We start from the raw sequence: 23,630 nt of genomic DNA on the forward strand, positions 1-23,630 counted from the left end.
GGTGCTGTCCACGATTGAGACCCATGGTTCAAAAGGCGTGCTCCCCGATTGGCCCCGCTCTCGGTGACGCTGCGCCAGGGTTTGGAACCGATGGGATCCGTGGGCTCGCCGGCACGGTTCTCACCCCCGCCCTGTGTCTTCAGGTGGGCTACTGGGTCGGTCGGGTTCTGCAGGTTGAAGGTCCTGTTCTGATCGGGATGGACTCCCGGACCAGCGGCAGCATGGTAGTTGCTGCCCTTACGGCCGGCTTGACGGCCGCTGGTCGAGATGTGTGGACCCTTGGGCTCTGTCCGACGCCGGCGGTTCCGTTATTGATTCGCCAGCTGGGGGCCGCCGGCGGGTTGATGGTCTCCGCCAGCCATAACCCCCCTCCAGACAACGGCATCAAAGTGTTTGGTGCCGATGGCGCCAAACTCAGCGCTTCCCGTCAAGCCCAGGTGGAAGCCGGTCTGCAGGGGCAGACGCCCATGGCTGAGCAAGCAACATTCCGCTGCGGTGTGGCGCGATCCAGCACCGATCTCCTGGATGGCTACAGAGAGTTGTTGCAGCAATCGGTGGCTGAACGGCGACTGGATGGCGTTCCCGTCGTTTTGGACCTCTGCTGGGGATCCGCGACGGCGTGTGGTGCCGATGCCTTCCGTGCCCTGGGGGCTGATCTCACGGTTCTCCATGGGGAACCCGATGGCTCCCGCATCAACGTGGCTTGCGGGTCAACTCATCTGGAACCGCTGCAACGGGCTGTGATCGAGCGCGGCGCGGCGATGGGTTTTGCCTTTGACGGTGATGCCGATCGGATGCTGGCGGTGGACGGCCGGGGCCGCATCATCGACGGCGACCACGTGCTGTTCCTCTGGGGATCCGTACTGCAGGAGCATCAGGCGCTCCCCGATCAGCGGTTGGTGGCCACTGTGATGTCGAACCTTGGCTTCGAGCGTGCCTGGCAGCAGCGGGGCGGCACCCTCGATCGCACGCCGGTGGGAGATCAGCACGTTCATGCCGCCATGGTTGCCAGTGGCGCGGGCCTCGGTGGAGAACAATCCGGCCACATCCTTTCCGCCTCCCATGGGCTGTGTGGCGATGGTGTTCTGACCGCCGTTCAGTTGGCCACCTTGTGCCATGCCCAGGGCATCAGCCTCAGCGATTGGTTGGACAGCAGTTTCCAGGCCTATCCGCAGAAATTGGTCAATGTGCGGGTGATGGACCGTTTGCGCCGTAAGAACTGGAGCGCCTGCAACGCTCTGACCGACGCCATTGCTTCAGCGGAGCAGTCGATGGGCGAGACCGGTCGCATTTTGGTGCGGGCCAGTGGCACGGAGCCCGTGTTGCGGGTGATGGTGGAAGCCGAGCAGTCGGACGCTGTGGAGCATTGGACGGGGCATCTGGCCGCCGTTGCCGAGGACCATCTCAACGCGGCCTGAGGCTTAAGGCCTCGGCCATCAGGAGTGCGCCATCACAGGCATCGCCCTTGGCCTTGCCCCATCGGGCTTCGGGAATCGACTGATGGATGGCCTGTTGCACGGCCGTGCGGAACGCCTGGAGATGGGTGACGGCTCCCCCATGGCAGACCACCAGGGGGGAGCGCAGGGAAAGCTGCTGGGCCACGGTGCTGATACAGCTAGAGAGGGCTGTTGCCGATCCCTTAACGATCTCCTCCGCACCCGGGCAGTCCTTGGCTGCTGCTTCCACCACCAGTGGAGCCAAGGCCGCGACGTCCGCCGTGCCGAAGTCCTGCTGCACCACCCGGGCTTTCACCGCGGCGTGGCTGTCGCAGCCCATCTGATTCCAGATCTGCAGGCGCAGAGGATGGTCCGGCAGGCGTCCATCGGCCATGCGCAGGGTCAGTTGCAATCCCTGGTGGCCGAGATCAAAGGCCGAGCCGGCTCCATCGAGCAGCCATCCCCAGCCGCCACAGCGGTGTTCATGGCCGTTCTCGTCTCGGCCCAGCACGATCATCCCGGTGCCGCTGATCGCCAGGATTCCTGCGCCTTCAGGGATCGCACCTCGCAAGGCGGTGCGTTCGTCTCCAGTGACCAGAACCTTGCTCAACCCTGTGTCATCACCGATGGCCAGCGCTTGCCCCACCAAACGTTCAGCACGCTGTTGCAACGCTGTTCCGTGTTCGATGCCGCTGGCTCCCACAACAGCCGCCTGGATCACGCCATCGGGGTGATTGTTGAGGGCCTGCTGCGCACTGGTGCTGATCGCCTCGAGGAAACGACGTTCACCCTGGGGGGCATCCAGGTGGCTGACTCCGGGGCCCTCGCCTTCCCCAACAGGCTGGTGCAAGCCGTTTTGAACCATGCTGAGACGGCAGCGGGTGTGCGTCTGTCCGGCATCGAATCCAGCGAGCAGTCTCATGATTCTCTGGGTCTACTCACCAGGTTGGCCAGAGCAAACCAGCCGATCAGCTGCACTTCGGGGCGAAAGAAGATCGTGTCGGTGCTGCCCTGCATCAGCAGGCCAGCGATGGCAGCGAGGCTGGCGATGGATGCCAAGGCGCTTGGAGCATCGGCATTGAGCTGGTTGAGGCCCTGCCTCAGGCTGCTGGCCAGCAATCCCAGGCAGGCCAGCAGCCCGGGAATGCCGGTTTCCACCAGGATTTCCAAGGGAACGGAGTAGGCACTGAGGGCGTTGAACTTCGGTTGCTGATACAGGGGATAGATGCTGTTGAACGCCGTATTGCCGGGGCCGATGCCCAACCAGGGACGGTCTTGCACCATCTGGATGGCCGCCATCCAGACGTTGATACGGAAATTGTTGGAACTATCCCCCCGTCCCGCCAGCAGGCTGGTGATGCGCGTGCGGATCGGATCGATCTGGGTGGCCGCCACCACAATGCAAGTGGCTCCAACCAGCAGCACCGTCAGAGGTACCAGACGTCTCCAGAGCGGAGGCCAGTGGCGTGTCCAGCGCAGCAGGAGCAACAACAGCAGCACGGCACCGGCAGCAACCATCCCCAGCCAGCCGCCGCGGCTGTAAGTGAACAGCGTGGCTATTGCTGTCAACACCAGTGTGGTCCCGGCAAACAGCTGGGCTCCCACACCACGCCAGCGCACCAGTGCGATCGCTGCGAAGGGAATCAGCGGCAATAGGTAACCCGCCAGGAGGTTGGGGTTTCCCAGGGGGCCATAGATCCGAATGGTGCCGGCGCTGATGGAATTCGGATCGGCCCAGCCCGCCAGTTCCTCGGTGGAGGCATATAGCTGTCGCAAAGCCAGAACACTGCTGAACAAGCCGCCACTCAGCAGTCCGGCGATCAGTCGGTCCCACGATCGGCTGTTGCTCAGCAGCAGCTTGCAGAGCAAGGCATAAACGCCCAGGTAGCTGAGCAGTTTGAACAGGCCTTTGCTGGCGGCGATTGGAACTGGAGAACACCCCGTGGCCACAATCGCGATGGCCAGAAAAAGCATCAGCCAGCGCGAGATGGTTCCTATGCGCTGTGGTGGAGGACTGCAGAGGCACCAGAGCAGCCACAGAACGTCGCAGGCTGCAATCACCAGGGCAAGGCCTGTGCGTGTGAAGAAAGGAAGACCCGTGAACAACGCCAGCAGCAGAAGTCCCGCCAGCCTTTCAAGGCGTTTAAACACCGCCTGATCCGGAGTGATCAACCCTTGCCAGCGCACCAACAGGGCCCCGCCGTTCGCCGTCTGGGTTGCATCCGCAGAGGCCATCGTGGGGCTTCAGGTGGTGAGTGCTTCCGCCGGATTATCGATCTCCTGCCAGCGCTGTTCCAGATCTGACACGGAAGGAAGTGGATTCTGGTTCCGGCGATAGAGCACCCGGTAGATGGGGAGGTTTTGCTCAAGCACGTAGCGCTCCCGTTCCGTGGGAACCGAAAGCGGGTTGCTGGCTCGCCATGGACGTTGGTCCTCGGCGGGGCGGTCAAAACAGGCGCTGAGTTCGGTGAGAGCAACCATCGGCTCAATCACGTCAAGAACATCGCTCTGCAGAAACAGCTCACGGCCTGGTTGGAGGGCCGTTGCGATTGCCAGGAGCAGAGCAGGTTGCAAGACCCGGCGCTTGTGGTGCCTTCGTTTGAACCAGGGATCGGGGAATTGGATCGATACCCGTTGCAATCGGTCCTGCTTTAGGGCCTTCATCCAGCCTTCCAGGCTGATGTTGGCGTTGCAGAAAAGGATCCGAACATTGCCGTGCTCCGAGGCGAGCGCGTCTTGATCGGCAGACGTCACTAGCGGTCGGCGGATTTCAACGCCGAGATGATTCCAGTGGGGATCACGCTCGGCCAGGCCGAGCAGGCACCGTCCACGGGCGCAGCCGATATCAAGGTGGATCGGCTGATCAGGAACGCGAAACAGCAGCTCGGGTGGTGGTAGTTCCAGCGGCAACTGGAAGAAGCTGCTGAGTGGATTGACGTGCTGACGCAAGGTTCTGAAGCGGTGCGATCCGGTTCAATCGAGATTGTCAGAGCCACTGCCAGCGGAGCTGTCGGGGTCCTGGCGCAGCAAGCCCCAGCAGGCGGTATAGCCATGAAGATGTGTTGTCCCTCCGACGGGTCCGATCTCACCGTTGCAGAACGCTCCCGCCACAGGCAGGTCTGGCATCAGTTGACGCGCCAGGCTGATGTCGCCATCGGCACGACCAAACAGCCCCTGGCCCCGTCCCAGGCAGGCCATGAGCAGTCCGAAATGGACCGCGTCGCCTGAATCAGCTGTCGCTGCTTTGAGCAGGGCAACGGCTTCGTCCTGGGAGGCAGTGGCTTCGCGCAGGTGAAATTGCACGTTTTGGCCGGCGCGCACCCGCTCAGCAACGGCCACGGCGCCATTGTTGGGATCGACTCCGATCAGGTTGCGGATCAGGAAGGCACTCGCTTCTGAGGCTCCTCGGTTGGCGTTCAGCCGCAGGCTGCTGCGTTCCACACCGAGGAACAACGAGTGACGCACCAGTTCGCGCTCCCGTTCGCTGAGGTCGGCCAAAACCCGTTGCAGGCAATTGATGGGGCTGGCCTTGGTGCTGCCATCACTCAGTTCCAGCAACACGTTGCGCTGCACCTGCTCGACTGAGAAGACCGGGCCGATGGGGCGGCAGCCCTGAGCCACAACGGTTTCGAGTCGCCAGCTCCCACCGATGGAACACACCACTGCGCCGGTGACGACGTGGTCATCCAGCAACAGCGATCCGTGCGGGCTGTTATGGGGGGCTGCGATGCCGCCAATCTTTTCGGCACTCGGATAGGCGTAGTCCAGCCCGCTGATCAGGTCATTGATTCCACTGCTGGTGGGGTCGATCAGCAGGATCTGGCTGCGGGCAGCCTCGGGGGTAATGCCAACCCAGTCTTGCCATTTCTGGGCGGCTCCATCCAGATCAGGCAGCTCCTCTGTGCTCAGGTGTTGGGTGGCGATCGATGCCCCCGGCAGGGAGAGCAGCGTCACACTCAAAGCAGGTGTCTGCTCCAGTTCCGAGGCGGTGCCGTCGCCGCGGGTGCCCACCACGCCGCCACCGGTGCATCCGATCCAATGCTTCGCGCTGATCTGGGCGCGCAGCATCGGTAGCAGCCGCGGCAGGTCGGTGGCGTAACCCGTGGAGGTGAAGACGAGGGCGAGATCGGCTTCGCCCTTGGATCGGCCCAGTTGCTCGACCACATCCCTTACGGCTTCGTCCAGGGACGCTTTGCCAGACAATCCCGTCCGGCAACTGGCTTCAGCGCCCACGGAGCGAAACCAGCTGAACGGTGCGAATGGTGCCATGAAGCGGACCCTATCAACCCTGGAGCACAGCTCAGGACGTTGATAATGGCGACACTGTGACAGTCCCCAGTGAACGAGCTCACGTACCGCGCTCTGGTGTGGCTGACCTATCGCTTGGCCGCCACCTTCGCCGTTGGTGTGCCTTTGGTCATGTTGATCTGGTCAGCCTGGCGTCGCGAGCTGTTGATGCTGCGGCTGCTGGGGATCTACTGGAAGGTGGCCAGCCTGATGGCGATCAGCCTGTTGCTGCTGACGGATCAGCGGCCCTTGGGCTACGCCATGGCGGTAATCGCACCGGTGTTGATGGTGATCAGCCTGTGGTTCTGGGTCGACATCAATGACGAGCTGGCCGACCAGCCGTCCTGGCGTCCGCTGCCCCTTGCCGTGAAGGTGTGGCGTTGGGCATTCAGTGGGTTTGCTTTCCTCAGCTTGGGTATGAGCGTGACGGGTTTGGGCTGCATGCATCAGCTGGAGTCCCCGGTATGCCTCACCTGGCTGGAAGCTCCTCAGGGCATCCATGGTCTTGCGGCCACGGTGTTCAATTTTCTGTTCGGTGGTTTGTGGACCGAGGCCGTTGCTGCCTTTGTGGGGTATGTCGCCCTGGTGGCTTACCTGGCTGGTCTGTTGCAGTGGCTGCTGGTGCGTTTGCCCCGTTACGGCCGCGTGGCGGGGGATTTCTGATGACTGACCAGGCGCTGGTTCAGGCCCTGGAGGAGCGAACGCGTGTTCAGCACCAGCGGGTTGTCCGCCTGCGGGGTCAGGTTGGGGATGAGCCGTTTGAGTTGCTGATCTTCCGTGGGTTCAGCAGCAGCACCACCCATCCAACCGCCTTTGACCCTGATGCTTCTGTTCTCCCTGAGGGAACAAGCCTGGATCAGGCTGAGCTGCTGCAGGGGCCCTTGTCGCCCGACCAGGAGGTTGTCCTGGCTGGACCGATGCCGCCGAACGATCTCCTGGCTCAGGCCAACTGGTGAGTCCGGCGTTCCAGAACGCCAACACAGCGTCCGCAGATGTGGGGATGCTCTGGGTGCTGACCCACATCCCCCTCGTAGTGCCAGCAGCGCTCGCATTTGGTTCCCCGCGCTCGGCTCACCTCGATCGATGCGAGCTCGTCGTCCTGGCTGGCCAGCACTTCGGCCCAGGGCTCGCCGCCAATCTGCAGTTGTGAGACCAGCAGCCAGTCCCGCAGACCGTCCACATCGGGATCCCCCGTCTCACTCAGCCAGGAGAGAGCGGCCTGGAGTTCCGGACGGCGGGCATCAATCCGCACGGCTGCCTCAAGCGATGCGCCAAGTTCTTGACGGCCGCGGCAATCTTCAAGCACTTTGTTGACTGCGGCACGGAGCTCCCGCAGCTCCTGAACCGGAGCGCTGAGAGCAGCATCACGCCATTCGGTTGGGACCTTCGGCCAGCTGCGGTGGAAGACCGAGGTCTCCTTCACGGTGTAAGGCAGGTTCTGCCAGATGTCTTCGGCCATGTGGCACAAGACAGGCGCGATCAGTCCGGCGAGGCGTTCGATGATCAGAGCCATCACGGTCTGGCAGCTGCGCCGGCGCTGGTCGGCGGGGGCGCTCACGTAGAGCCTGTCCTTGGCGATGTCGAGGTAGAAGTTCGACAGATCGGTGACGCAGAAGTTCTGCAGCAGCTGGAAGAAGCGGAAGAACTCGAAGCTTTCGAAGGCTTCTGTGATGTCGTCCATCACCTCGGCCGTGCGCTGCAGCATCCAGCGGTCCAGCAACGGCAGTTCCGCAATCGGGATCGCGTCGGTTGCCGGATTGAAGTCGTGCAGGTTGCCAAGCAGATAGCGGCTGGTGTTGCGCACCTTGCGATACACATCGGCCAGCTGGCGCAGAATCCCGGCTCCGATCGGCACATCGGCGGAGTAATCCACCGAGCTCACCCAGAGCCGCAGCACATCGGCGCCGTAGGGCGGTTCCTGTTTCTGGTTCTTCCCCCCCTCGATGATCACCATCGGGTCGACCACATTGCCGAGGGATTTGCTCATCTTGCGGCCCTTCTCATCCAAGGCGAAGCCATGGGTGAGCACCCGCTTGTAAGGAGCGTGTCCATTCACGGCAACAGAGGTGAGCAGTGAGCTCTGGAACCAGCCGCGGTGCTGGTCGGACCCTTCCAGGTACAGGTCGGCGGGATAGCTCAGGTTGTCCCGCTGGCTAGCGACGGCAGCCCAGCTTGAGCCGGAGTCGAACCACACGTCCATGGTGTCTGTGCCCTTGCGCCACTGGTCGGCCTGCTCGGCGTACGCGGGCGGAAGCAGATCCGCTTCGTCTTTCTCCCACCAGATGTCGGCACCGTGCTCGGCGATCAACGCCTGGATGTGCTCCAGGGTGTCGGCGTTCAGCAGCACCTCGCCGTTGCTGCGGTGATAAAACACGGGGATTGGCACCCCCCAGGTGCGCTGACGGGAGATGCACCAGTCGCCCCGCTCCTTGACCATCGATTCGATCCGGTTGCGACCGGTAGCAGGGGTCCACTCCACTGCGGCGATCGCATCAAGGGCCTGTTGACGGAACCCTTCCACGGAGGCAAACCACTGTTCCGTGGCCCGGAAGATGGTGGGTTTCTTGGTGCGCCAATCGTAGGGGTAGCGGTGGCCATAGGCCTCCTGCTTGAGCAGAGCCCCGGCGGACTCCAGCGCCTCAATAATCTTGGGGTTGGCATCCTTGAGCACATTCAGGCCCGCGAACGGCCCGGCCTCTTCCGTGAGGTTGCCGGCTTCGTCCACAGGGCAGAGCACCGGCAGGCCGTTCTTCTGGCCGGTGTGGAAGTCGTCGACGCCGTGACCAGGCGCGGTGTGCACGAGGCCTGTGCCCGATTCGGTGGTGATGTAATCGCCCCCGATCACCACCGGACTGGAGCGATCCAGCAGTGGGTGGCGGTAGGTCAGCCCAGCGAGCAGAGCGCCTTTTACGGTGACGCGCCGGCTCAGTGGGCGCGCCAGGGTGCCGCTCAGCGTCTCGATCAGATCGGCAGCCACCAGCAGAAGTCTGCCTGCGCCGTCGTCGGCCAGGGCGTAATCGAGCCTTTCATTCACCGACACCGCCAGGTTGGCTGGCAGCGTCCAGGGGGTGGTGGTCCAGATCGCCACCTGCAGGGCCTTCCCAAGGGCGTCCATCTCCGTGGGCAGGTCCAGACCCTCTGCCTTGAATGCATCCCGCAGCGCCGCTGGAAGCTCCACGGCTGGGAAGGCGGCGTAGACGCTGGGACTGGTGTGGCCGTCGGGGTACTCCAGTTCGGCTTCGGCCAAAGCGGTGCGTGAACTCGGGCTCCAGTGCACCGGTTTCAGACCCCGGTAGATGTGCCCCTTGAGCACCATCTCGCCAAACACCCGAATCTGAGCCGATTCGTACCCCTTTTGCAAAGTCAGATACGGCTGCTCCCAGTCCGCCCAGATGCCCCAGCGCTGGAAGCCCTTCATCTGGCCATCCACCTGTTTGCGGGCGTAGGCGGCAGCTTTTTTGCGCAGCTTGATCGGTGTCAGCGCCTTGCGCTGCTCCTGATCCATCGACTGCAGCACCTTGAGCTCAATCGGCAGGCCGTGGCAGTCCCAGCCAGGTACGTAGTGCACCCGCCGCCCTCTTAACACCTGATATTTGTTGATGATGTCCTTCAGCACCTTGTTGAGGGCATGCCCCATGTGCAGAGCACCGTTGGCGTAGGGCGGGCCGTCATGGAGGGTGAAGGTTGGGCCGCTGTTGTTCAGGCCCAGCTCGCCGTCGATGCCGTGGTCTTTCCAGAAGCCCTGCAGTTCAGGTTCGCGTTGGACGGCATTGGCGCGCATGCCGAATCCCGTCTGCAGCAGATTGAGCGTGTGTTTGTAGGAGGGACGTTCCTCAGCGGCGGCGTCGCGCGTCTCCTTGCTCACGGGGTCCCTGCTCTGTCCTCGGGATTATCAGTCTTCGCCCTCTGGAGATGTGACCTCGGCTGCTTCGGCTGGTTCTGTGTCGCTTGCGTCAGAGGTTTCAGGGGGCTCGGGACGCACCCATTTTTTGCCCGTAACCCCTGATTTCCCGGCCGGTTTGAGTTGTTTGGCGATGCCGCTGATGCCTTCGCCCACTCGGCCAGTGGTGATCAAAAGTTGTTGAAGGCTGGTACGCCAATGATCGAGCGAGGTGAACCGCTGCTGCTCGGTTTCGCTGAGGCTGTTCCAGCGGGCCTGTCCGACCTCGGATCCCAAGCGTGCGATCAACAGGCCGGCGCAGAGAACTGCCAGCATCGGCGCTCCCCGCAGACGGTCTGTGCTGGTGACCAGAACGAGACCCAGCAGCAAGACCACCGCGCCCCAAACACCATCGCGGGGACGACTGAGTTCAACGGCCAGAAGGGGAAGCAGCAGGAGTGCCAGGCCGAGCAGGAGGCAGAGATCGCCGCTGAGGGTCGCAAGCATCCGTGGTGTGGCGGTCTGCTCCCATTCTGGGGCGATCTCTAGAGTCAGGGCGTTGCCCACCTGGCGGAATTGGTAGACGCGCTGGTTTTAGGTACCAGTGGCTTTGGTCGTGGGGGTTCAAGTCCCCCGGTGGGCATTCCTTTCCCTACCGTGGTTTGGGATCGATACAGACTTGTTGCCTGACCTCCGGATGCATCAGAGCACTGCTCAACAACAGCAGCCTCGTCCGGTTGGAGTGGGCTATCGCTCGGTTCCGCGCGAATTCGTTGACCCGCCGGCCTTCTGGAACCCCACCGTCGGGCTCTTCCTTGGCGGTTATGCCCTGGCGGCTCTGACCATCTGGGGCTGGTTTGTGGCGGCCTTACCCCTGCCGGTGCTGCTGTGCACGGGCTTTCTGGCGCTGCATCTGGAAGGGACGGTTATTCATGACGCCTGCCACAACGCAGCCCATCCCAATCGATGGATCAATCAGGCCATGGGCCATGGCTCGGCGATGTTGCTCGGGTTCAGCTTTCCCGTGTTCACGCGGGTGCATCTTGAGCATCACGTCCACGTGAATGACCCGAAGAACGACCCGGACCACATCGTCAGCACGTTCGGACCGCTCTGGCTGATCGCCCCGAGATTTTTCTATCACGAGTGGTTTTTCTTTCAGCGTCGCCTCTGGCGCCGCTGGGAGTTGATGCAGTGGGGGCTGGAGCGCAGCATTTTTGTGGTGATTGTGCTGGCGGCGGCACGCTTTGACTTCCTGCCTTTCATCTTCAACTGCTGGTTTGCCCCTGCCCTGATGGTGGGCGTGACTCTGGGGTTGTTCTTCGACTACCTCCCGCATCGGCCCTTCACCTCCCGCAACCGCTGGACGAATGCCCGGATCTATCCAGGCAGGCTGATGAACTGGCTGATCATGGGGCAGAACTATCACCTGGTTCATCACCTCTGGCCATCCATTCCCTGGTTTGAATACAAACCGGCCTATGAGGCCACCAAGCCTCTGCTCGACTCCAAGGGATCTCCCCAAAGGCTGGGCATTTTTGAGACCCGCCGGGATGGCTATAACTTCCTCTACGACATCCTTGTGGGAGTGCGCAGCCACAAGCGCCGCAGCGGAAAGATGAGGCGTGCAGCCCGTTTCATGCCAGGACGGGGGCTGCGTCGCCACTGGCTCAGTTTTGTTGATCGCATCGCGATCAAAACCGAGCCTAAACGCTCGATGTCCCGCTGATCTGGGTTCAGTCGGCCAAGATTTTCGGAACCCGGAAGAAGTCACCCTCTCTCTGGGGTGCCTGGTTGAGGATGTCTTCCCGAACGGGGGTCGGCTGCACGCCATCGGCCCGGGTGACGTTGGTCACCTCCACGGCTCGGGTGGTTTCCGGAACGTCTTCGGTGTCCACCTGCTGGAGCTGACTCACGTACTCGAGGATTGACTCAAGCTGATCGGTGTAGGTCGCAATCTTGTCCTCGGGAAGATCAAGGCGGGCGAGCTGGGCCACCTTGCGGACGTCGTCGCTGGAAATCTGGCTCATGACTCGCCGAGGAACGTGCGCAGATCCTCGCTCAACGCGGTGGCGGCTGTCTCCAGCAAGGCGTCACCATGCTGGGCGGTGGCCAAGGAGGGATGGGACCCCATGCGTCCATCGGGGTGACGGCGCCGGAAGTCGTCCGGTCCATGAATGGGGCCTGCCGGCGCAGGGTCGGGCAGCGGTCGCTGCTTGCTCTGCAGGCTCGGCTCCACCGCGAGGGTGACAGCGATTTCGCTGGGCGTGGCGTGATGGCCTTCTTTGTTGCCGTACAGATCGCGCGCCTGGCGCATCACGGGGCCGGCCATGAACCAGTTGGCCAGCCGACAACGCAGCTGCGGGGCAACGGGGAGATTGCGGGTGGTGGCGGTGCCGTGGGCCTGGGCAAAGGCGGCTTTGGCCGTTGCAATGTTGCCGCCGTGGCCATTGATCACGAATACCCGTTCGAAGCCATGCCGGCCCAGGGACAACACCAGGTCGTGCAGAACGGCCAGAAGCGTTGCCGGCTGCAGGCTCATCGTTCCCGCGAAACCAAGGTGGTGTTCCGCCATGCCGAAGGCTTGAGCTGGGGTGACCAAAACGCCTGTGCGACGACCCACCTCAAGGGCCACCGCCTCTGCGGTAAGGGCGTCGGTGCCGATGGCGCCTGTGGGGCCGTGCTGCTCGGTGGATCCCAGGGGAATGATCACCCCCTTGCAGCCTTGGAGGTAGCTCTCCACTTCAGGCCAACTGCGCAGGGCGAGGCGAATGGCGTCCGTGCTGTCGACAGGACCGGGAGTTGCAGCGGTCATTCAGGCTGGACCAGTGACTTGATGATCGCTCAACTCCGGCCGGTCAGTGGGCGGTGCCGTTGCCGTCGTACTGATCGGTGTTGTAGTAGCCGCCGCGGGTTCCGAAGAACAGACAGGCCAAGGGGAACAGCACGATGCTGGCGAGAAGCACAGTGCCGAGGTTGAAGCTGGAGGTGGCTGCGTTCATCACCTGGCCTGAACTCATCTCAGTTTGGAGTGGATGCGCCCTTCATGCATCGATGACGTTGCTTCTGTTGTGAGTTCGCCTTCTTCTTCAGGAATGTCCAGCCACTCCCTCAGCCATCCCGTGAGCCATATGAAGGGAAGCGTGTCGGTCAACGCTGCCAGCACTTTGAACAGGTACCCGCTGCCAATGAAGCTGATCAGCTGGGGCAGCACGGACCGTTCCGGCTGCATGGGAAGCACATGGGCGCCGTAATGGCTGATCAGCACCACTGCACTGGTGTCCACCAACTGGCTCACCAGGGTGGAGCCGTTGTTGCGCAGCCAGAGCGCTTTGCCTTTGGTGAGCTGTTTCCAGAAATGGAACAGCCGCACGTCCACGAACTGCGCCGTGAGGTAGGCCACCATTGAGGCGCCAACCGAACCGAAACTGAGCTGCTGAATGGTGCGAAAGGTGCTGTCATCGCTGCCGCTCATGCCCGGCAGAACGCCCCCCAGCCAGAGGATCAGCAGCACCCAGCCGTTGAGCAGCAGCCCGACCCACACCACTTGATTGGCTTTCTGTTCTCCCCAGAGTTCGCTGATCAGATCAGTGCAGAGGAACGTGATCGGGTAAGGCAGTGCGCCAATGGCCACCACGATCGGCCAGCCGCCGATGCTGCCCAGTTGCAGGAAGCGCGTCAGGCCCAAAATGTTGAGCATGCCGAGGGTTCCAAGGAACAAACCCGCCAGCACCAGAAACACACCATCACGCCGTGCCTGGAGGTTGCTGTCCACAGCCTGCAACGTTCAAGCTGAAACAAGCGTGGCCGCCAGCCGGCAGCCTGTCATCGATTTCGTTTCGCTTCCGCTCAATTTTTTTGCCCGTCCGGCTCAGATCGTGGGGCCCGATCTGGTGGGCTGCAGGTTGGTGAAACGCCAAGACAAAGGCAGCCTGCTCTGGGGCGTGATCGTTGAAACTGAGGCCTATTCCCAGGACGATCCCGCTTGTCACGGTTACCGCCGCCGTTCACCGCAAAACGAAACCCTGTTCGGTGAGCCAGGGCGTTTTTATGTGTATGTCAGCTACGGCATCCACCACTGCGTGAATGTGGTCACCGATCGGGCCGATTGGGCCAACGGCGTGTTGCTCCGTGCCGTGGCACTTCCCGATGAACCGGAGCGGATTGCGGCAGGGCCCGGTCTGCTAGCACGTCGTTTCGGGCTTGATCGCCGTGATGACAGCCGTCCGGTGACGGGCGAACATGACGTGTGGATGGCCCCAAGGTCAAACACATTTGCCAGCCAGGATCTTGTGACAACCACCCGGATCGGCATCTCCCAGGGCGCTGCAACACCATGGCGCTGGTACCTGCGGAGCAGTCGCAGTGTCAGCAGGCGTGATCGGGGTGATCGCATACCGCCTCAGTCACAGTGCTGGTCGCCATCGCTGGAGTCGCCGTCATGAGTGGCTGGCCGCATCGACACGTGCTTGATCTCGCATCGTTTGCGCGGGAAGATTTTGCTGCCGTGCTTGAGCTCGCCCAGCGGTTTCGTTTGCTGCCGATCACTGGTGCCCGCAAACTGCCCGCCTTGCAGGGCCGTCTTGTGGCAACGCTGTTCTTCGAGCCCAGCACCCGAACCCGCAGCAGTTTTGAGTTGGCGGCCAAGCGTCTGTCGGCAGACGTGATGAGCTTTTCACCCTCCAGCAGCTCACTCAGCAAAGGGGAAAGCGTTCTCGACACGGCGCGCACCTATGTGGCCATGGGCGCCGACGTTCTGGTGGTGCGCCACCGTTCCACCGGTGTGCCGCAGCAGCTGGCGCTGGATCTGCAGCAGATGGGTGAGCGCACCGTGGTGCTCAATGGGGGCGATGGACTTCACAGTCATCCCAGTCAGGGACTGCTGGATCTGCTCACTCTTGCCCGGCATTTCTCGCCCCAGTACCCCATGCCGGAAGCGCTGCAAGGACGCCGGATTGTGATTGTTGGAGACATCCTTCACTCGCGGGTGGCCCGTTCCAATCTCTGGGCTTTGACGGCCTGTGGCGCGGATGTGGTGTTGTGCGGTCCTCCCAGCCTCGTTCCAGAGGAGTTTGCTTCCTTTGTGGATGCGCCGCCCCCGGGTCTGCTGAAGGATCCGGTGCCGCAACGGGGCAAGGTCAGCGTGGTGCGGCGCCTGGAGCATGCGCTGCCGGGCGCCGATGCTGTGATGACCTTGCGGCTTCAGAAGGAACGGATGGGCCAGCAGTTGCTCACCAGCTTGGAGCGCTATCACCGGGACTTCGGGCTGACCCATGAGCGGATGCAGCTCTGCGGAGAGAACGTTCCAGTACTGCATCCCGGCCCGGTCAATCGCGGCGTCGAATTGAGTGGGTCGCTTCTGGATGACCCGCGCCTCAGCCTTGTGGAAGAGCAGGTCAGGAATGGCGTGCCGACCCGGATGGCCTTGCTCTATTTGATGGCAGCTTCCGAGTCCGCAACTGAGGCCCCCTTGGTGTCGAGCAGCTCCTGAGTTTGGGGGGACCACTGAGTTGATGGGCGTAGTAATCCATCGCTGCTTTGAGGGCGGCATCGGGTTCTGCGATGGAGGGACCTTTGCCGCTGGCCATAGGGACGTGGGCATCCTCAGCATCCAGGGCCAGATGCTTGCTCGGCATGCCGCTAAGCAGAATCGAGGCCCGTTGCCGGGTCGCCAGGGCGTACAGCCATTTGATGCTCAAGGTGATCCGGTTCTCTCGGTTGGGGATCAAGCCAGGTGAACGATGGCCCTTAGCAGCAGGCCCAGGCGTCCGGAAATTTGAAGCCATGCAGGTCGGCGACGGCACTGGCGTGCCTAGGGGGTTCGGTTTCTGCTCTGCCTGCTCCATCGCCATCAGCAGACGACGGCCTATTTCCTCGGCGTGCTCGAGGATTTTCATCGGGGGCGCAAAGGCCCGCCAGTCTTCGTGGCCGAAATAAGTGCTGCCTGATCCTGTGGTCAGGATCAGATGGTCATAGCTGTAGGCCTTGCCGTAGAAAACGATCTCTTTGCCTTCGCGGTTCACGTTGGTGACCTCCCCCAGCAGCAACTGCACGTTGTCTTGCTTGCCCACCAGTTCGCGCAGAGTCGTGGCCACATCACTTCTTGAGACCAATCCAGTGGCCACCTGATAAAGCAGGCGCTGGAACAGGTTGAAGTTGCGCTTGTCAATCAGGGTGATGTGCACATCGGCCATGGCCAGGGCCTTGCAGGCGTGCACCCCTGCAAAGCCGCCCCCGACGATGACCACATGCGGCGCATGACGTCACCGCTCCGCTGGCGGTTCAAGCTCCAGGAAGTAATGGTTGCTTGCCATTTGCATCCCATCGGATTCTTTCCGAAGGGTATGAATCGCAATTTTGGTTGGCTGTTTTGAACGGTTCTGCTTCAGATCAGCTTGAACCCTTCGAGAAAGAGGCCGTAGAGAAAGCCAATACGACCAAGATCCAGGAGCTGTTGGGGCAGCTTCAGTGATGGTTCGGAGCTGCGTCGGCGCCGAATCGTGAGTTCAGTGCCAAGAACCACCACAAGCGCAGCGATGGGGTCCATCTGCCCGAGAACTCCTGCGACTGATGTGATGGCGCTACCGATTAAAAAGCCAATGAGTCCGGCAAGGGCCAGCAAGGAGAAGCGCCGCCAAGGATTGCGCGCCCATCGATCCAGCCTTTGAAGTGCTGCTCCAACGTTGTTTTGCAGCCGGGTGGATTGAAGCCGTCGCACGGCGCTGGTTTCAGGGGAAGAGGCAGGGTCGAAACCAGTGATCCCCATCACCCGGCCATGCCCTGCCAGCACCTGTTTACACCACCCCTAGGCAATCTGCAGGCATCAGACACTACGGATAGGAGATTCCAATAAAAAAACCCGGGGCAAGCCCGGGCCAGGTGATGGGGATTGGCGCAGCAAAGCCAGAGCTGAGGGCTTTGACAACGGCTTGCGCTGAAAGTTATTTGGACTCAGCCTTCGCCTTTCTGGACGATTTGCCTTCGAGAAGCTCCAGCAGAGCTTCCATTTGTGCCATCACACCCCGAACTTCGCCAGCTTCGGGAAGAAGGCCGTCTTCCATTACTCCTTGGTGCATCTCGCGCAGCTCTTGGCGGATGTAGCGCAGGTGGCTCACGACCTGCTCGCGCTTCGATTGCGACATCGGCTACGGGGGAGTTCAACAACCCTTTTACCTCATGGGGGGTCGGGTGTGGCGTGATGGGGCGCGACTAATAGCACCGGCTGCAGCCAGGAGTGTGAAGGTGAGCAGGGCTGAAGGTCGTGCCACGGTGCTGAACACCACAAGGGCAAACAGGCCGATCTGTGGCAGGCGACGCTGCAAAAGCGCAGTGGAGAATAGGGGATTCGAACCCCTGACCTCTGCGGTGCGATCGCAGCGCTCTACCAACTGAGCTAATTCCCCGGTCTGCCAACGCTAGCCGGCACGGCCTGCGTCAAACTGCCATGAATGGCGTCTAAGGACGGCTCGATGCTTACGCAGGAACGGCTCGAAGCTTTTGACGAGGCCTCGACGGCCGAACTCGCCCGCCGGCTTGAAGAGGACGATTACCCATCACCTTTCGACAGCCTTTCGGATTGGCACCTGCTTCGGGCGCTGGCCATCCACCGGCCCGAACTGATCCTTCCGTACCACCATTTGGTGGACCAAGAACCTTTTGATGAAGACTGAGCAGGCGTCGCCACTGTGCGGGCGGCGTGTGCTGGTGGCCGTCAGCGGCAGCATTGCTGCTGTTAAGACGCCCTTGCTCGTCAGCGCGCTGATCAAAGCCGGCGCTGAGGTGCGCTGTCTTTTGACCACCAGTGGTGCTGCCTTGGTGAGTCCCGTGGCGCTCGCCTGCCTCAGTCGCCATCGCTGCTACCTCGAGGCCGACCAGTGGGACTCCGCCTCATCCAGGCCGTTACACATCGAGTTGGCGGAGTGGGCGGAGTTGGCCATCGTTGCGCCCCTGAGTGCCAGCAGCCTCGCCCGCTGGAGCCAGGGCTCAGCCGACGGTCTGCTCGCCAGCGTTCTGCTGGCCATAGAAGCTCCGGTCATCGCGGCTCCGGCGATGAACACAGCCATGTGGCGCCACCCTGCGGTGCAACGCAACTGGCAGCAGATTCAATCCTTCCCTGGGGTGATTCCCCTCGTGCCGGCGTCCGGTCTGTTGGCCTGTGATCGCGTCGGCGATGGGCGCATGGCTGATCCGCTGTTGATTGAGTTGGCGGCTGCGTCTGTGTTCAGCCGCGGTTCGGGCACTCCTGACATGACCCTTGATTGCTCCGGGATGTCTGTTCTTGTTTCGGCTGGACCGACCCAAGAGTCGATTGATCCGGTCCGTTTCCTGAGCAACCGCAGCAGCGGCCGCATGGGTGTGTTGCTGGCGCAGGCGGCACGCTTCCGGGGTGCCACCGTTCATCTGGTGCATGGTCCATTGGATCTCCCCGACGCCTGGCTTGAAGGCCTGCAGTGCACTGCGGTGGAGAGTGCCGCCGAACTCGGTTCAGCTCTGCAGTTGGCTCAGCCCGGATCCGATGTGCTCGTCATGGCTGCTGCCGTCGCTGACCTGCGGCGCGATGCCGCTCCTCCAAGCAAACTGGCCAAGCAGGACCTTCAGCAGGCTCTTGTCTCCGGCTGGGTCGAAGTGCCTGATCTGCTGTCGAACCTGACCTGCCAACGCAGTCCCGGACAGTTGATTCTCGGCTTCTCAGCGCTCACAGGTAGCGATGCCTATTTGCTGGAGCGTGCTGAAAGCAAGCGGCTGGCGAAGGGCTGCGATTTGATGATGGTGAATCCCGTGGACCGTGACGGTCAGGGTTTCGGGGATCAACCCAATGGAGGCTGGTTGCTTGGAGATGGCTGGAGACGAGAGCTGCCTGTTACAGCAAAGCTTTCTCTGGCCCATCAATTGCTTGATGCTTTGGTTGAGGCTCGGGATCAGGCCGCGGCGTCGATGGAGTCCTGACCGAGCAGGTCGATGAAGGTGCGTAGTTGAAGACGAGGGATGTAGGGCCAGCCTCCGTTCTTCTCCATCCCCTGCAGAAGTGTGAACAATTTCTGGCGGTTTTCAGGAAGGCTTTGACGAAACGGACCGTCCTGAACGTCGCGATGCAGGGCCTCAAGCTCACGCAGCAGGGTGAGCAGTGCTTCGGGATTTCCCCTCAACTCCTCTGCCAGCTCGCCCAGGGCGGCCAGTGCCGGAGCCATCCGTGCCTGGGTCGAATCGGGATCGTTGGATGTCACGCGCTTTCGACAAGTTGTTGAGAGCTGCAAAAGGCTAGCCCTGACGTAATTTTTCGCCCTGTAAGATCCAGATCTGACGGCATTCCGTCCCCATTAGCGTTCAGCCGATCGGCTCTTTCCATGCGCATTCGTCCTCTGCTGGCCGCCGTGCTGGCGCTCTGCCTCGCGTTCTTCACCACGGCCTGCAGTGGCGACAGTGATGCAGTTCAGCGTGGTGGATCCAACGTCACCTACGACGACATTCACAACACCGGCAAAGCCAACGATTGCCCCACGATTGGGGATTCGGCCCGGGGCTCGATTCCTCTGACGGCTGGTGGCAGCTACGAGCTGCGTGAGATCTGCATGCACCCCGTGCAGGTCTATGCCAAGGAGGAGCCCAAGAACATTCGTCAGCAGGCCGAGTTTGTTGAGGGAAAGATCCTCACCCGATACACCTCCAGCCTCGATTCAGTCTTCGGCGATCTGAAGGTGACGGAATCCGGCCTGCAATTCCAGGAGAAAGGTGGCATCGACTTCCAGCCGATCACCGTTCTGGTGCCCGGTGGTGAAGAGTTCCCCTTCACATTCTCCAGCAAGTCTCTCAATGCCACTGCTGAGGGCTCGGCTCTGACCACCAGCACCGATTTTGAGGGCACCTATCGCACCCCCAGCTACCGCACGAGCAACTTCATCGATCCCAAAGGTCGGGCTCTGACTACCGGTGTGCAGTACGCCCAGGGTCTTGTCGCACTTGGTGGAGATGACGAGCAGCTCGAGAAGGACAACAACAAGCGCTACATCGATGGTGTGGGAACCATGAGCCTCTCCATCACCAAGGTTGATCCTGAAACCGGAGAATTCGCTGGTGTGTTCAGTGCAATTCAGCCCTCCGACTCCGACATGGGTGGTCGTGAAGTGGTTGACATCAAGATCACTGGTGATCTCTACGGCCGTCTTGAAGAGGCCTGATCTAGGTCATCGCAACAGGTTGCAAGGGGGCTTAGGCCCCCTTTTTTGTGGCCCATTGCAATCCTCCGGCGATCTGGGAGAATCGCCCGATCTTTCTATGCAGCCATGACCGCCAGTGCTTCAGCTCCTCCCCAGCGATCCGGCGTGATTGCTCCCTACGGCGGAACGCTGGTCGATCTGATGGTGGCTGAGGCGCATCGTGCCGCTGTGAAAGCCACGGCGACCAAAACGATCGAGTGTTCCGATCGCAACGCCTGTGATGTGGAGCTGCTGTGTGTTGGTGGCTTCTCTCCCCTGCGTGGCTTCATGCACCAGGAGGATTACGACGCCGTGGTCAGTGGGCATCGTCTGGCTGCGGGCCAGCTGTTCGGTTTGCCGATCGTCATGGACACCGACCGCGATGACGTGGTGTTGGGCGACAAGCTGCTTCTCACCTACAAGGGCCAGGAGCTGGCCGTCCTCGAGGTGGAGGACAAGTGGGAACCCAACAAAGTGGCTGAAGCTAAGGGCTGCTACGGCACCACTTCCATCGAGCACCCTGCGGTTCGGATGATCACGATGGAGCGCAAGCGCTTTTATCTGGGTGGAAGCCTCCAGGGCCTTGCTCTGCCCGAGCGGGTGTTCCCCTGCAAGACCCCTGCTGAGGTGCGTGCAGGCCTGCCCGAAGGAGAGGACGTGGTGGCGTTCCAGTGCCGTAACCCCATTCACCGCGCTCACTACGAACTGTTCACCCGTGCCCTCCATGCACAGAACGTCAGTGACAACGCTGTGGTGCTCGTTCATCCCACCTGTGGTCCCACTCAGCAGGACGACATCCCTGGTGCCGTTCGCTTCCAGACCTATGAACGTCTGGCGGCCGAAGTGAACAACGACAGCATTCGTTGGGCCTACCTGCCTTATGCCATGCACATGGCAGGTCCCCGTGAAGCACTGCAGCACATGATCATCCGCCGCAACTACGGATGCACCCACTTCATCATTGGCCGGGATATGGCCGGATGCAAATCGTCTCTCACCGGTGACGATTTCTACGGTCCTTACGACGCTCAGAACTTCGCGAAGGAGTGCGCCCCCGAGCTCACGATGGAAACCGTTCCTTCCCTGAACCTCGTCTACACCCAGGAAGAGGGCTATGTGACGGCCGAGCATGCTGAAGCCCGTGGTCTTCACGTGAAGAAGCTGAGCGGCACCCAGTTCCGCAAGATGCTGCGCGGTGGTGAGGAGATTCCCGAGTGGTTCGCCTTCAAGAGCGTGGTTGAGGTGCTCCGCGCCGCCTGAAGACTGAGAACCCGTTTAACATTCCTTCACCTACGAGGCGACCTGTGAACAAGCGTTGGCGAAATATCGGTCTCGGGGCCCTTTTGGTTCTGGCGATCGTTGTGATTGCACCTGCGTTCTTTGGTGGCGGCGGTGGCAGCCAGCCCCAAGTGAACACCATCCGCTACAGCGAGTTCGTTGAGGCGGTGAAGGATGACCAAATCAGCCGTGTGCTGATTTCTCCGGATCAAGGCACCGCTCAGGTTGTTGAAAACGACGGCCGTCGTGCCCAGGTCAACCTGGCTCCCGATCGTGAGCTGCTCGGTTTGCTGACCGAACACAGTGTTGATATCGCCGTGCAGCCTTCCCGTCAGACCCCTGGCTGGCAGCAGGCTGCTGGAAGTCTGATCTTCCCTCTGCTTCTGCTTGGTGGTCTTTTCTTCCTCTTCCGGCGCGCCCAGGGTGGTGGTGGTGGTAACCCAGCCATGCAGTTCGGCAAGAGCAAAGCGCGGGTTCAGATGGAGCCCTCCACCCAGGTGACCTTCACCGATGTAGCCGGCATCGAAGGGGCGAAGCTTGAGCTGACCGAGGTGGTCGACTTCCTCAAGAACCCCGATCGATTCACGGCCGTCGGCGCCAAGATCCCCAAGGGTGTTCTGCTTGTGGGGCCTCCTGGCACCGGTAAGACTCTGCTCGCCAAGGCTGTGGCTGGTGAAGCAGGTGTTCCCTTCTTCTCGATCTCCGGTTCTGAGTTCGTTGAGATGTTTGTTGGCGTTGGTGCCAGCCGCGTTCGAGACCTCTTTGAGCAAGCCAAGAAAAACGCCCCTTGCATCGTCTTCATCGACGAGATCGATGCCGTGGGTCGTCAGCGGGGTGCAGGTCTCGGCGGTGGTAACGACGAGCGTGAGCAAACGCTGAACCAGCTCCTGACGGAGATGGATGGTTTCGAGGGCAACACAGGGATCATCATCGTGGCGGCCACCAACCGCCCGGACGTGCTCGATGCCGCTCTGATGCGCCCCGGACGTTTTGATCGTCAGGTCACAGTTGATAGGCCTGACTATTCCGGACGCCTACAAATCCTCGGCGTTCACGCTCGCGGCAAGACCCTCGCCAAGGATGTCGATCTCGACAAGGTTGCCCGCCGGACACCTGGTTACACCGGTGCCGATCTAGCCAACCTTCTCAACGAAGCCGCCATCCTTGCGGCCCGTCGCGAGCTCACAGAAGTGAGCAACGACGAGATCAGTGATGCCATTGAACGCGTGATGGCGGGTCCGGAGAAGAAGGACCGTGTGATGAGCGAGCGTCGCGCTCGCCTAGTTGCTTATCACGAGGCTGGTCATGCCCTTGTAGGCGCTCTGATGCCGGACTATGACCCGGTTCAGAAGATCTCTATCATCCCCCGCGGTAATGCCGGTGGTCTGACCTTCTTCACCCCCAGTGAGGAGCGGATGGAATCAGGCCTTTACTCCCGGGCCTACCTTCAGAACCAGATGGCCGTTGCCCTTGGCGGTCGGGTGGCTGAAGAGATTGTCTACGGCGAAGATGAGGTCACCACTGGAGCCTCCAACGACCTCCAGCAGGTTGCTTCAACGGCGCGTCAGATGATCACCCGCTTCGGCATGAGTGATGAGCTGGGTCCCGTTGCCCTGGGGCGCGCGCAGGGTGGCATGTTCCTTGGCCGCGACATCGCGGCGGAGCGTGACTTCTCTGAGGAAACCGCCGCCATGATCGATAAAGAGGTCTCTGAGCTGGTGGATGTGGCCTACAAGCGCGCCACCAAGGTTCTGGTCGACAACCGAGCCGTTCTGGATGAATTGGCCGAGATGCTCGTTGAGCAGGAGACTGTTGATGCTGAAGAGCTTCAGGAGCTGCTGATCAAACGTGACGTCCGGGTCGCCGAATACGTCTGATTTCCATTTGTCTTCCAACCTTTGGCTGGTGCGGCAGGAGCTCTTGGTGGCATCCCTGCAGCATCAGCCTCTTTTGTTGGTGATACGGCCTGAGCTCGAGGACCTCGCGGCTTCAGGCTCTGGCTCTGGTTTGTTGGCGCAGGTGCAGCAGCTTCATGCCGCAGGGCTTCGAAATCTCGAAGTGGCCTGGGTTGACCAGCCAGGCTGGATGGGGTTCATGCAACGGGTGCAAGACCATTGCCCTGGTCTGAATCTGGGGGCGGCTTCGGTGACGGTCTCCAAGGCGCTCAACGATCTATCGCTGCTGGATCTCAGCTATGCGATGGCACCTTGCTGGTGCCCGGAGCTTGTGGAGCAGGCCAGAGGGCTTGGCGTCTTGCTGGTGCCTGGGGTTTTCAGCCCCACGGAGGTTCACCAGGCCATACGGTTCGGCTGTCGTGTCGTCAAGTTGTTTCCCGCCGCCAATCTGGGGCCTGGCTACTGGAGCTGCTTGCAGGCGCCCCTTGGCCCCCTGCCCTTCGTGATTGCCGCTGGTGGTCTTGATGTGAGCGATCTCCCCGTATGGCTGGAGGCTGGGCATGGTGCCGTGGCCCTGGGCCGCAGGGTGGTGGGATCGCCGCCTGCCTTCCAGGCGCTTGTCGATTGGTTGCACCAATCGACAAGCCAGCGTTGATGCCAA

Annotated in this window: 27 protein-coding genes and 2 tRNA genes; 13 read left to right on the plus strand and 16 right to left on the minus strand. The window is 61.6% G+C overall.

Features of this window, described 5'->3' with window-relative positions:
- Window positions 1–23: 23 nt before the first annotated feature.
- Window positions 24–1,418 (plus strand): phosphoglucosamine mutase, encoded by a 1,395-nt coding sequence (gene glmM / locus Syncc8109_RS01250; protein WP_006851791.1) that lies wholly within the window; start codon window positions 24–26, stop codon window positions 1,416–1,418.
- Here the strand turns inward: glmM and Syncc8109_RS01255 are convergent.
- The 4 genes from Syncc8109_RS01255 to Syncc8109_RS01270 are packed head-to-tail and all read right to left on the minus strand — an operon-like array spanning window position 1,405 to window position 5,705.
- On the minus strand, window positions 1,405–2,358 hold the full coding sequence (locus Syncc8109_RS01255) for a BadF/BadG/BcrA/BcrD ATPase family protein (protein WP_006850957.1): 954 nt from the start codon (window positions 2,356–2,358) through the stop codon (window positions 1,405–1,407). The genes glmM and Syncc8109_RS01255 overlap by 14 nt on opposite strands.
- Window positions 2,355–3,671, minus strand: coding sequence for an IctB family putative bicarbonate transporter (locus Syncc8109_RS01260; protein WP_006850838.1), 1,317 nt, complete (start codon window positions 3,669–3,671; stop codon window positions 2,355–2,357). The genes Syncc8109_RS01255 and Syncc8109_RS01260 overlap by 4 nt, the downstream gene beginning before the upstream one ends.
- 9 nt (window positions 3,672–3,680) lie before the next feature.
- Window positions 3,681–4,385: a tRNA (guanosine(46)-N7)-methyltransferase TrmB gene (gene trmB, locus Syncc8109_RS01265; protein WP_006850208.1), complete on the minus strand. Its 705-nt coding sequence runs from the start codon at window positions 4,383–4,385 to the stop codon at window positions 3,681–3,683.
- A gap of 24 nt (window positions 4,386–4,409) precedes the next feature.
- On the minus strand, window positions 4,410–5,705 hold the full coding sequence (locus tag Syncc8109_RS01270; RefSeq protein WP_025362044.1) for an FIST N-terminal domain-containing protein: 1,296 nt from the start codon (window positions 5,703–5,705) through the stop codon (window positions 4,410–4,412).
- Between the two features lie 69 nt (window positions 5,706–5,774).
- Between Syncc8109_RS01270 and Syncc8109_RS01275 the strand changes: the two genes are divergently transcribed.
- Both Syncc8109_RS01275 and Syncc8109_RS01280 read left to right on the plus strand, forming a co-directional pair.
- Entirely contained in the window at window positions 5,775–6,386 is a 612-nt protein-coding gene (locus Syncc8109_RS01275) for a DUF3177 family protein (RefSeq protein ID WP_006850679.1), read from the plus strand.
- Entirely contained in the window at window positions 6,386–6,679 is a 294-nt protein-coding gene (locus Syncc8109_RS01280; protein WP_045172678.1) for a hypothetical protein, read from the plus strand. Before Syncc8109_RS01275 ends, Syncc8109_RS01280 begins: the two co-directional genes overlap by 1 nt.
- Here Syncc8109_RS01280 and ileS read toward each other — a convergent pair.
- A complete protein-coding gene (gene ileS, locus Syncc8109_RS01285; RefSeq protein WP_006849909.1) occupies window positions 6,664–9,588 on the minus strand; it encodes an isoleucine--tRNA ligase in 2,925 nt (974 codons plus the stop codon). The genes Syncc8109_RS01280 and ileS overlap by 16 nt on opposite strands.
- Before the next feature lie 27 nt (window positions 9,589–9,615).
- Window positions 9,616–10,110 (minus strand): Ycf66 family protein, encoded by a 495-nt coding sequence (locus Syncc8109_RS01290; RefSeq protein WP_025362046.1) that lies wholly within the window; start codon window positions 10,108–10,110, stop codon window positions 9,616–9,618.
- 54 nt (window positions 10,111–10,164) lie between these two features.
- On the opposite strand from Syncc8109_RS01290, the gene Syncc8109_RS01295 reads away from it, so the two are divergent.
- Together Syncc8109_RS01295 and crtR are read left to right on the plus strand one after the other, a co-directional pair.
- Window positions 10,165–10,246 (plus strand) — tRNA-Leu (locus tag Syncc8109_RS01295).
- Between the two features lie 54 nt (window positions 10,247–10,300).
- Window positions 10,301–11,332, plus strand: a complete 1,032-nt coding sequence (crtR, locus tag Syncc8109_RS01300; RefSeq protein WP_025362047.1) for a beta-carotene hydroxylase — start codon at window positions 10,301–10,303, stop codon at window positions 11,330–11,332.
- Between the two features lie 7 nt (window positions 11,333–11,339).
- On the opposite strand, the gene gatC is transcribed toward crtR, so the two are convergent.
- The 4 genes from gatC to Syncc8109_RS01315 are packed head-to-tail and all read right to left on the minus strand — an operon-like array spanning window position 11,340 to window position 13,378.
- Window positions 11,340–11,633 (minus strand): Asp-tRNA(Asn)/Glu-tRNA(Gln) amidotransferase subunit GatC, encoded by a 294-nt coding sequence (gatC, locus tag Syncc8109_RS01305; protein WP_006850343.1) that lies wholly within the window; start codon window positions 11,631–11,633, stop codon window positions 11,340–11,342.
- On the minus strand, window positions 11,630–12,418 hold the full coding sequence (locus Syncc8109_RS01310) for a creatininase family protein (protein ID WP_006851654.1): 789 nt from the start codon (window positions 12,416–12,418) through the stop codon (window positions 11,630–11,632). Before Syncc8109_RS01310 ends, gatC begins: the two co-directional genes overlap by 4 nt.
- A 43-nt stretch (window positions 12,419–12,461) precedes the next feature.
- The gene (locus tag Syncc8109_RS12470) at window positions 12,462–12,605 is read right to left on the minus strand and encodes a hypothetical protein (RefSeq protein ID WP_198015263.1); all 144 of its coding nucleotides are present in this window, start codon (window positions 12,603–12,605) and stop codon (window positions 12,462–12,464) included.
- Window positions 12,606–12,619: 14 nt separating this feature from the next.
- A complete protein-coding gene (locus tag Syncc8109_RS01315; RefSeq protein ID WP_006850456.1) occupies window positions 12,620–13,378 on the minus strand; it encodes a queuosine precursor transporter in 759 nt (252 codons plus the stop codon).
- Between the two features lie 28 nt (window positions 13,379–13,406).
- On the opposite strand from Syncc8109_RS01315, the gene Syncc8109_RS01320 reads away from it, so the two are divergent.
- Window positions 13,407–14,048 (plus strand): DNA-3-methyladenine glycosylase, encoded by a 642-nt coding sequence (locus Syncc8109_RS01320; RefSeq protein ID WP_006849664.1) that lies wholly within the window; start codon window positions 13,407–13,409, stop codon window positions 14,046–14,048.
- Window positions 14,045–15,094, plus strand: a complete 1,050-nt coding sequence (locus tag Syncc8109_RS01325; protein WP_025362049.1) for an aspartate carbamoyltransferase catalytic subunit — start codon at window positions 14,045–14,047, stop codon at window positions 15,092–15,094. The genes Syncc8109_RS01320 and Syncc8109_RS01325 overlap by 4 nt, the downstream gene beginning before the upstream one ends.
- On the opposite strand, the gene Syncc8109_RS01330 is transcribed toward Syncc8109_RS01325, so the two are convergent.
- The 5 genes from Syncc8109_RS01330 to Syncc8109_RS01345 form a co-directional block, all read right to left on the minus strand.
- Entirely contained in the window at window positions 15,000–15,851 is an 852-nt protein-coding gene (locus tag Syncc8109_RS01330; protein ID WP_052327997.1) for an FAD-dependent oxidoreductase, read from the minus strand. The two genes, Syncc8109_RS01325 and Syncc8109_RS01330, sit on opposite strands and share 95 nt — an antisense overlap.
- A 137-nt stretch (window positions 15,852–15,988) precedes the next feature.
- Window positions 15,989–16,393, minus strand: coding sequence for a DUF565 domain-containing protein (locus Syncc8109_RS01335; RefSeq protein WP_006851363.1), 405 nt, complete (start codon window positions 16,391–16,393; stop codon window positions 15,989–15,991).
- A gap of 151 nt (window positions 16,394–16,544) precedes the next feature.
- Window positions 16,545–16,745 carry a hypothetical protein gene (locus Syncc8109_RS01340; RefSeq protein ID WP_006850779.1) on the minus strand — a complete coding sequence of 67 codons (201 nt, stop codon included), beginning with the start codon at window positions 16,743–16,745 and terminating at the stop codon, window positions 16,545–16,547.
- A 27-nt stretch (window positions 16,746–16,772) separates the two neighbouring features.
- Entirely contained in the window at window positions 16,773–16,925 is a 153-nt protein-coding gene (locus Syncc8109_RS12475; protein WP_198015264.1) for a hypothetical protein, read from the minus strand.
- 8 nt (window positions 16,926–16,933) lie between these two features.
- Window positions 16,934–17,006 (minus strand) — tRNA-Ala (locus Syncc8109_RS01345).
- Window positions 17,007–17,051: 45 nt separating this feature from the next.
- Here Syncc8109_RS01345 and Syncc8109_RS01350 point away from each other — a divergent pair.
- Both Syncc8109_RS01350 and coaBC read left to right on the plus strand, forming a co-directional pair.
- Window positions 17,052–17,273 carry a DUF2555 domain-containing protein gene (locus tag Syncc8109_RS01350; RefSeq protein ID WP_006851943.1) on the plus strand — a complete coding sequence of 74 codons (222 nt, stop codon included), beginning with the start codon at window positions 17,052–17,054 and terminating at the stop codon, window positions 17,271–17,273.
- Window positions 17,263–18,549, plus strand: a complete 1,287-nt coding sequence (coaBC, locus tag Syncc8109_RS01355) for a bifunctional phosphopantothenoylcysteine decarboxylase/phosphopantothenate--cysteine ligase CoaBC (protein ID WP_025362052.1) — start codon at window positions 17,263–17,265, stop codon at window positions 18,547–18,549. The genes Syncc8109_RS01350 and coaBC overlap by 11 nt, the downstream gene beginning before the upstream one ends.
- Here coaBC and Syncc8109_RS01360 read toward each other — a convergent pair.
- A complete protein-coding gene (locus tag Syncc8109_RS01360) occupies window positions 18,522–18,827 on the minus strand; it encodes a hypothetical protein (RefSeq protein ID WP_006850908.1) in 306 nt (101 codons plus the stop codon). The two genes, coaBC and Syncc8109_RS01360, sit on opposite strands and share 28 nt — an antisense overlap.
- Before the next feature lie 120 nt (window positions 18,828–18,947).
- Between Syncc8109_RS01360 and Syncc8109_RS01365 the strand changes: the two genes are divergently transcribed.
- The 4 genes from Syncc8109_RS01365 to Syncc8109_RS01380 all read left to right on the plus strand — a co-directional run bounded on the left by Syncc8109_RS01365 (window position 18,948) and on the right by Syncc8109_RS01380 (window position 23,624).
- Entirely contained in the window at window positions 18,948–19,778 is an 831-nt protein-coding gene (locus tag Syncc8109_RS01365) for a photosystem II manganese-stabilizing polypeptide (protein ID WP_006850980.1), read from the plus strand.
- A gap of 105 nt (window positions 19,779–19,883) precedes the next feature.
- Window positions 19,884–21,056, plus strand: a complete 1,173-nt coding sequence (gene sat / locus Syncc8109_RS01370; RefSeq protein ID WP_006851240.1) for a sulfate adenylyltransferase — start codon at window positions 19,884–19,886, stop codon at window positions 21,054–21,056.
- Between the two features lie 44 nt (window positions 21,057–21,100).
- Window positions 21,101–22,951: an ATP-dependent zinc metalloprotease FtsH gene (gene ftsH / locus Syncc8109_RS01375; RefSeq protein ID WP_006851961.1), complete on the plus strand. Its 1,851-nt coding sequence runs from the start codon at window positions 21,101–21,103 to the stop codon at window positions 22,949–22,951.
- Window positions 22,952–22,958: 7 nt separating this feature from the next.
- On the plus strand, window positions 22,959–23,624 hold the full coding sequence (locus tag Syncc8109_RS01380; protein WP_006849835.1) for a bifunctional 4-hydroxy-2-oxoglutarate aldolase/2-dehydro-3-deoxy-phosphogluconate aldolase: 666 nt from the start codon (window positions 22,959–22,961) through the stop codon (window positions 23,622–23,624).
- Window positions 23,625–23,630: the final 6 nt, after the last annotated feature.

This window comes from Synechococcus sp. WH 8109 (assembly GCF_000161795.2).
In the GTDB taxonomy this organism is placed as follows: domain Bacteria; phylum Cyanobacteriota; class Cyanobacteriia; order PCC-6307; family Cyanobiaceae; genus Parasynechococcus.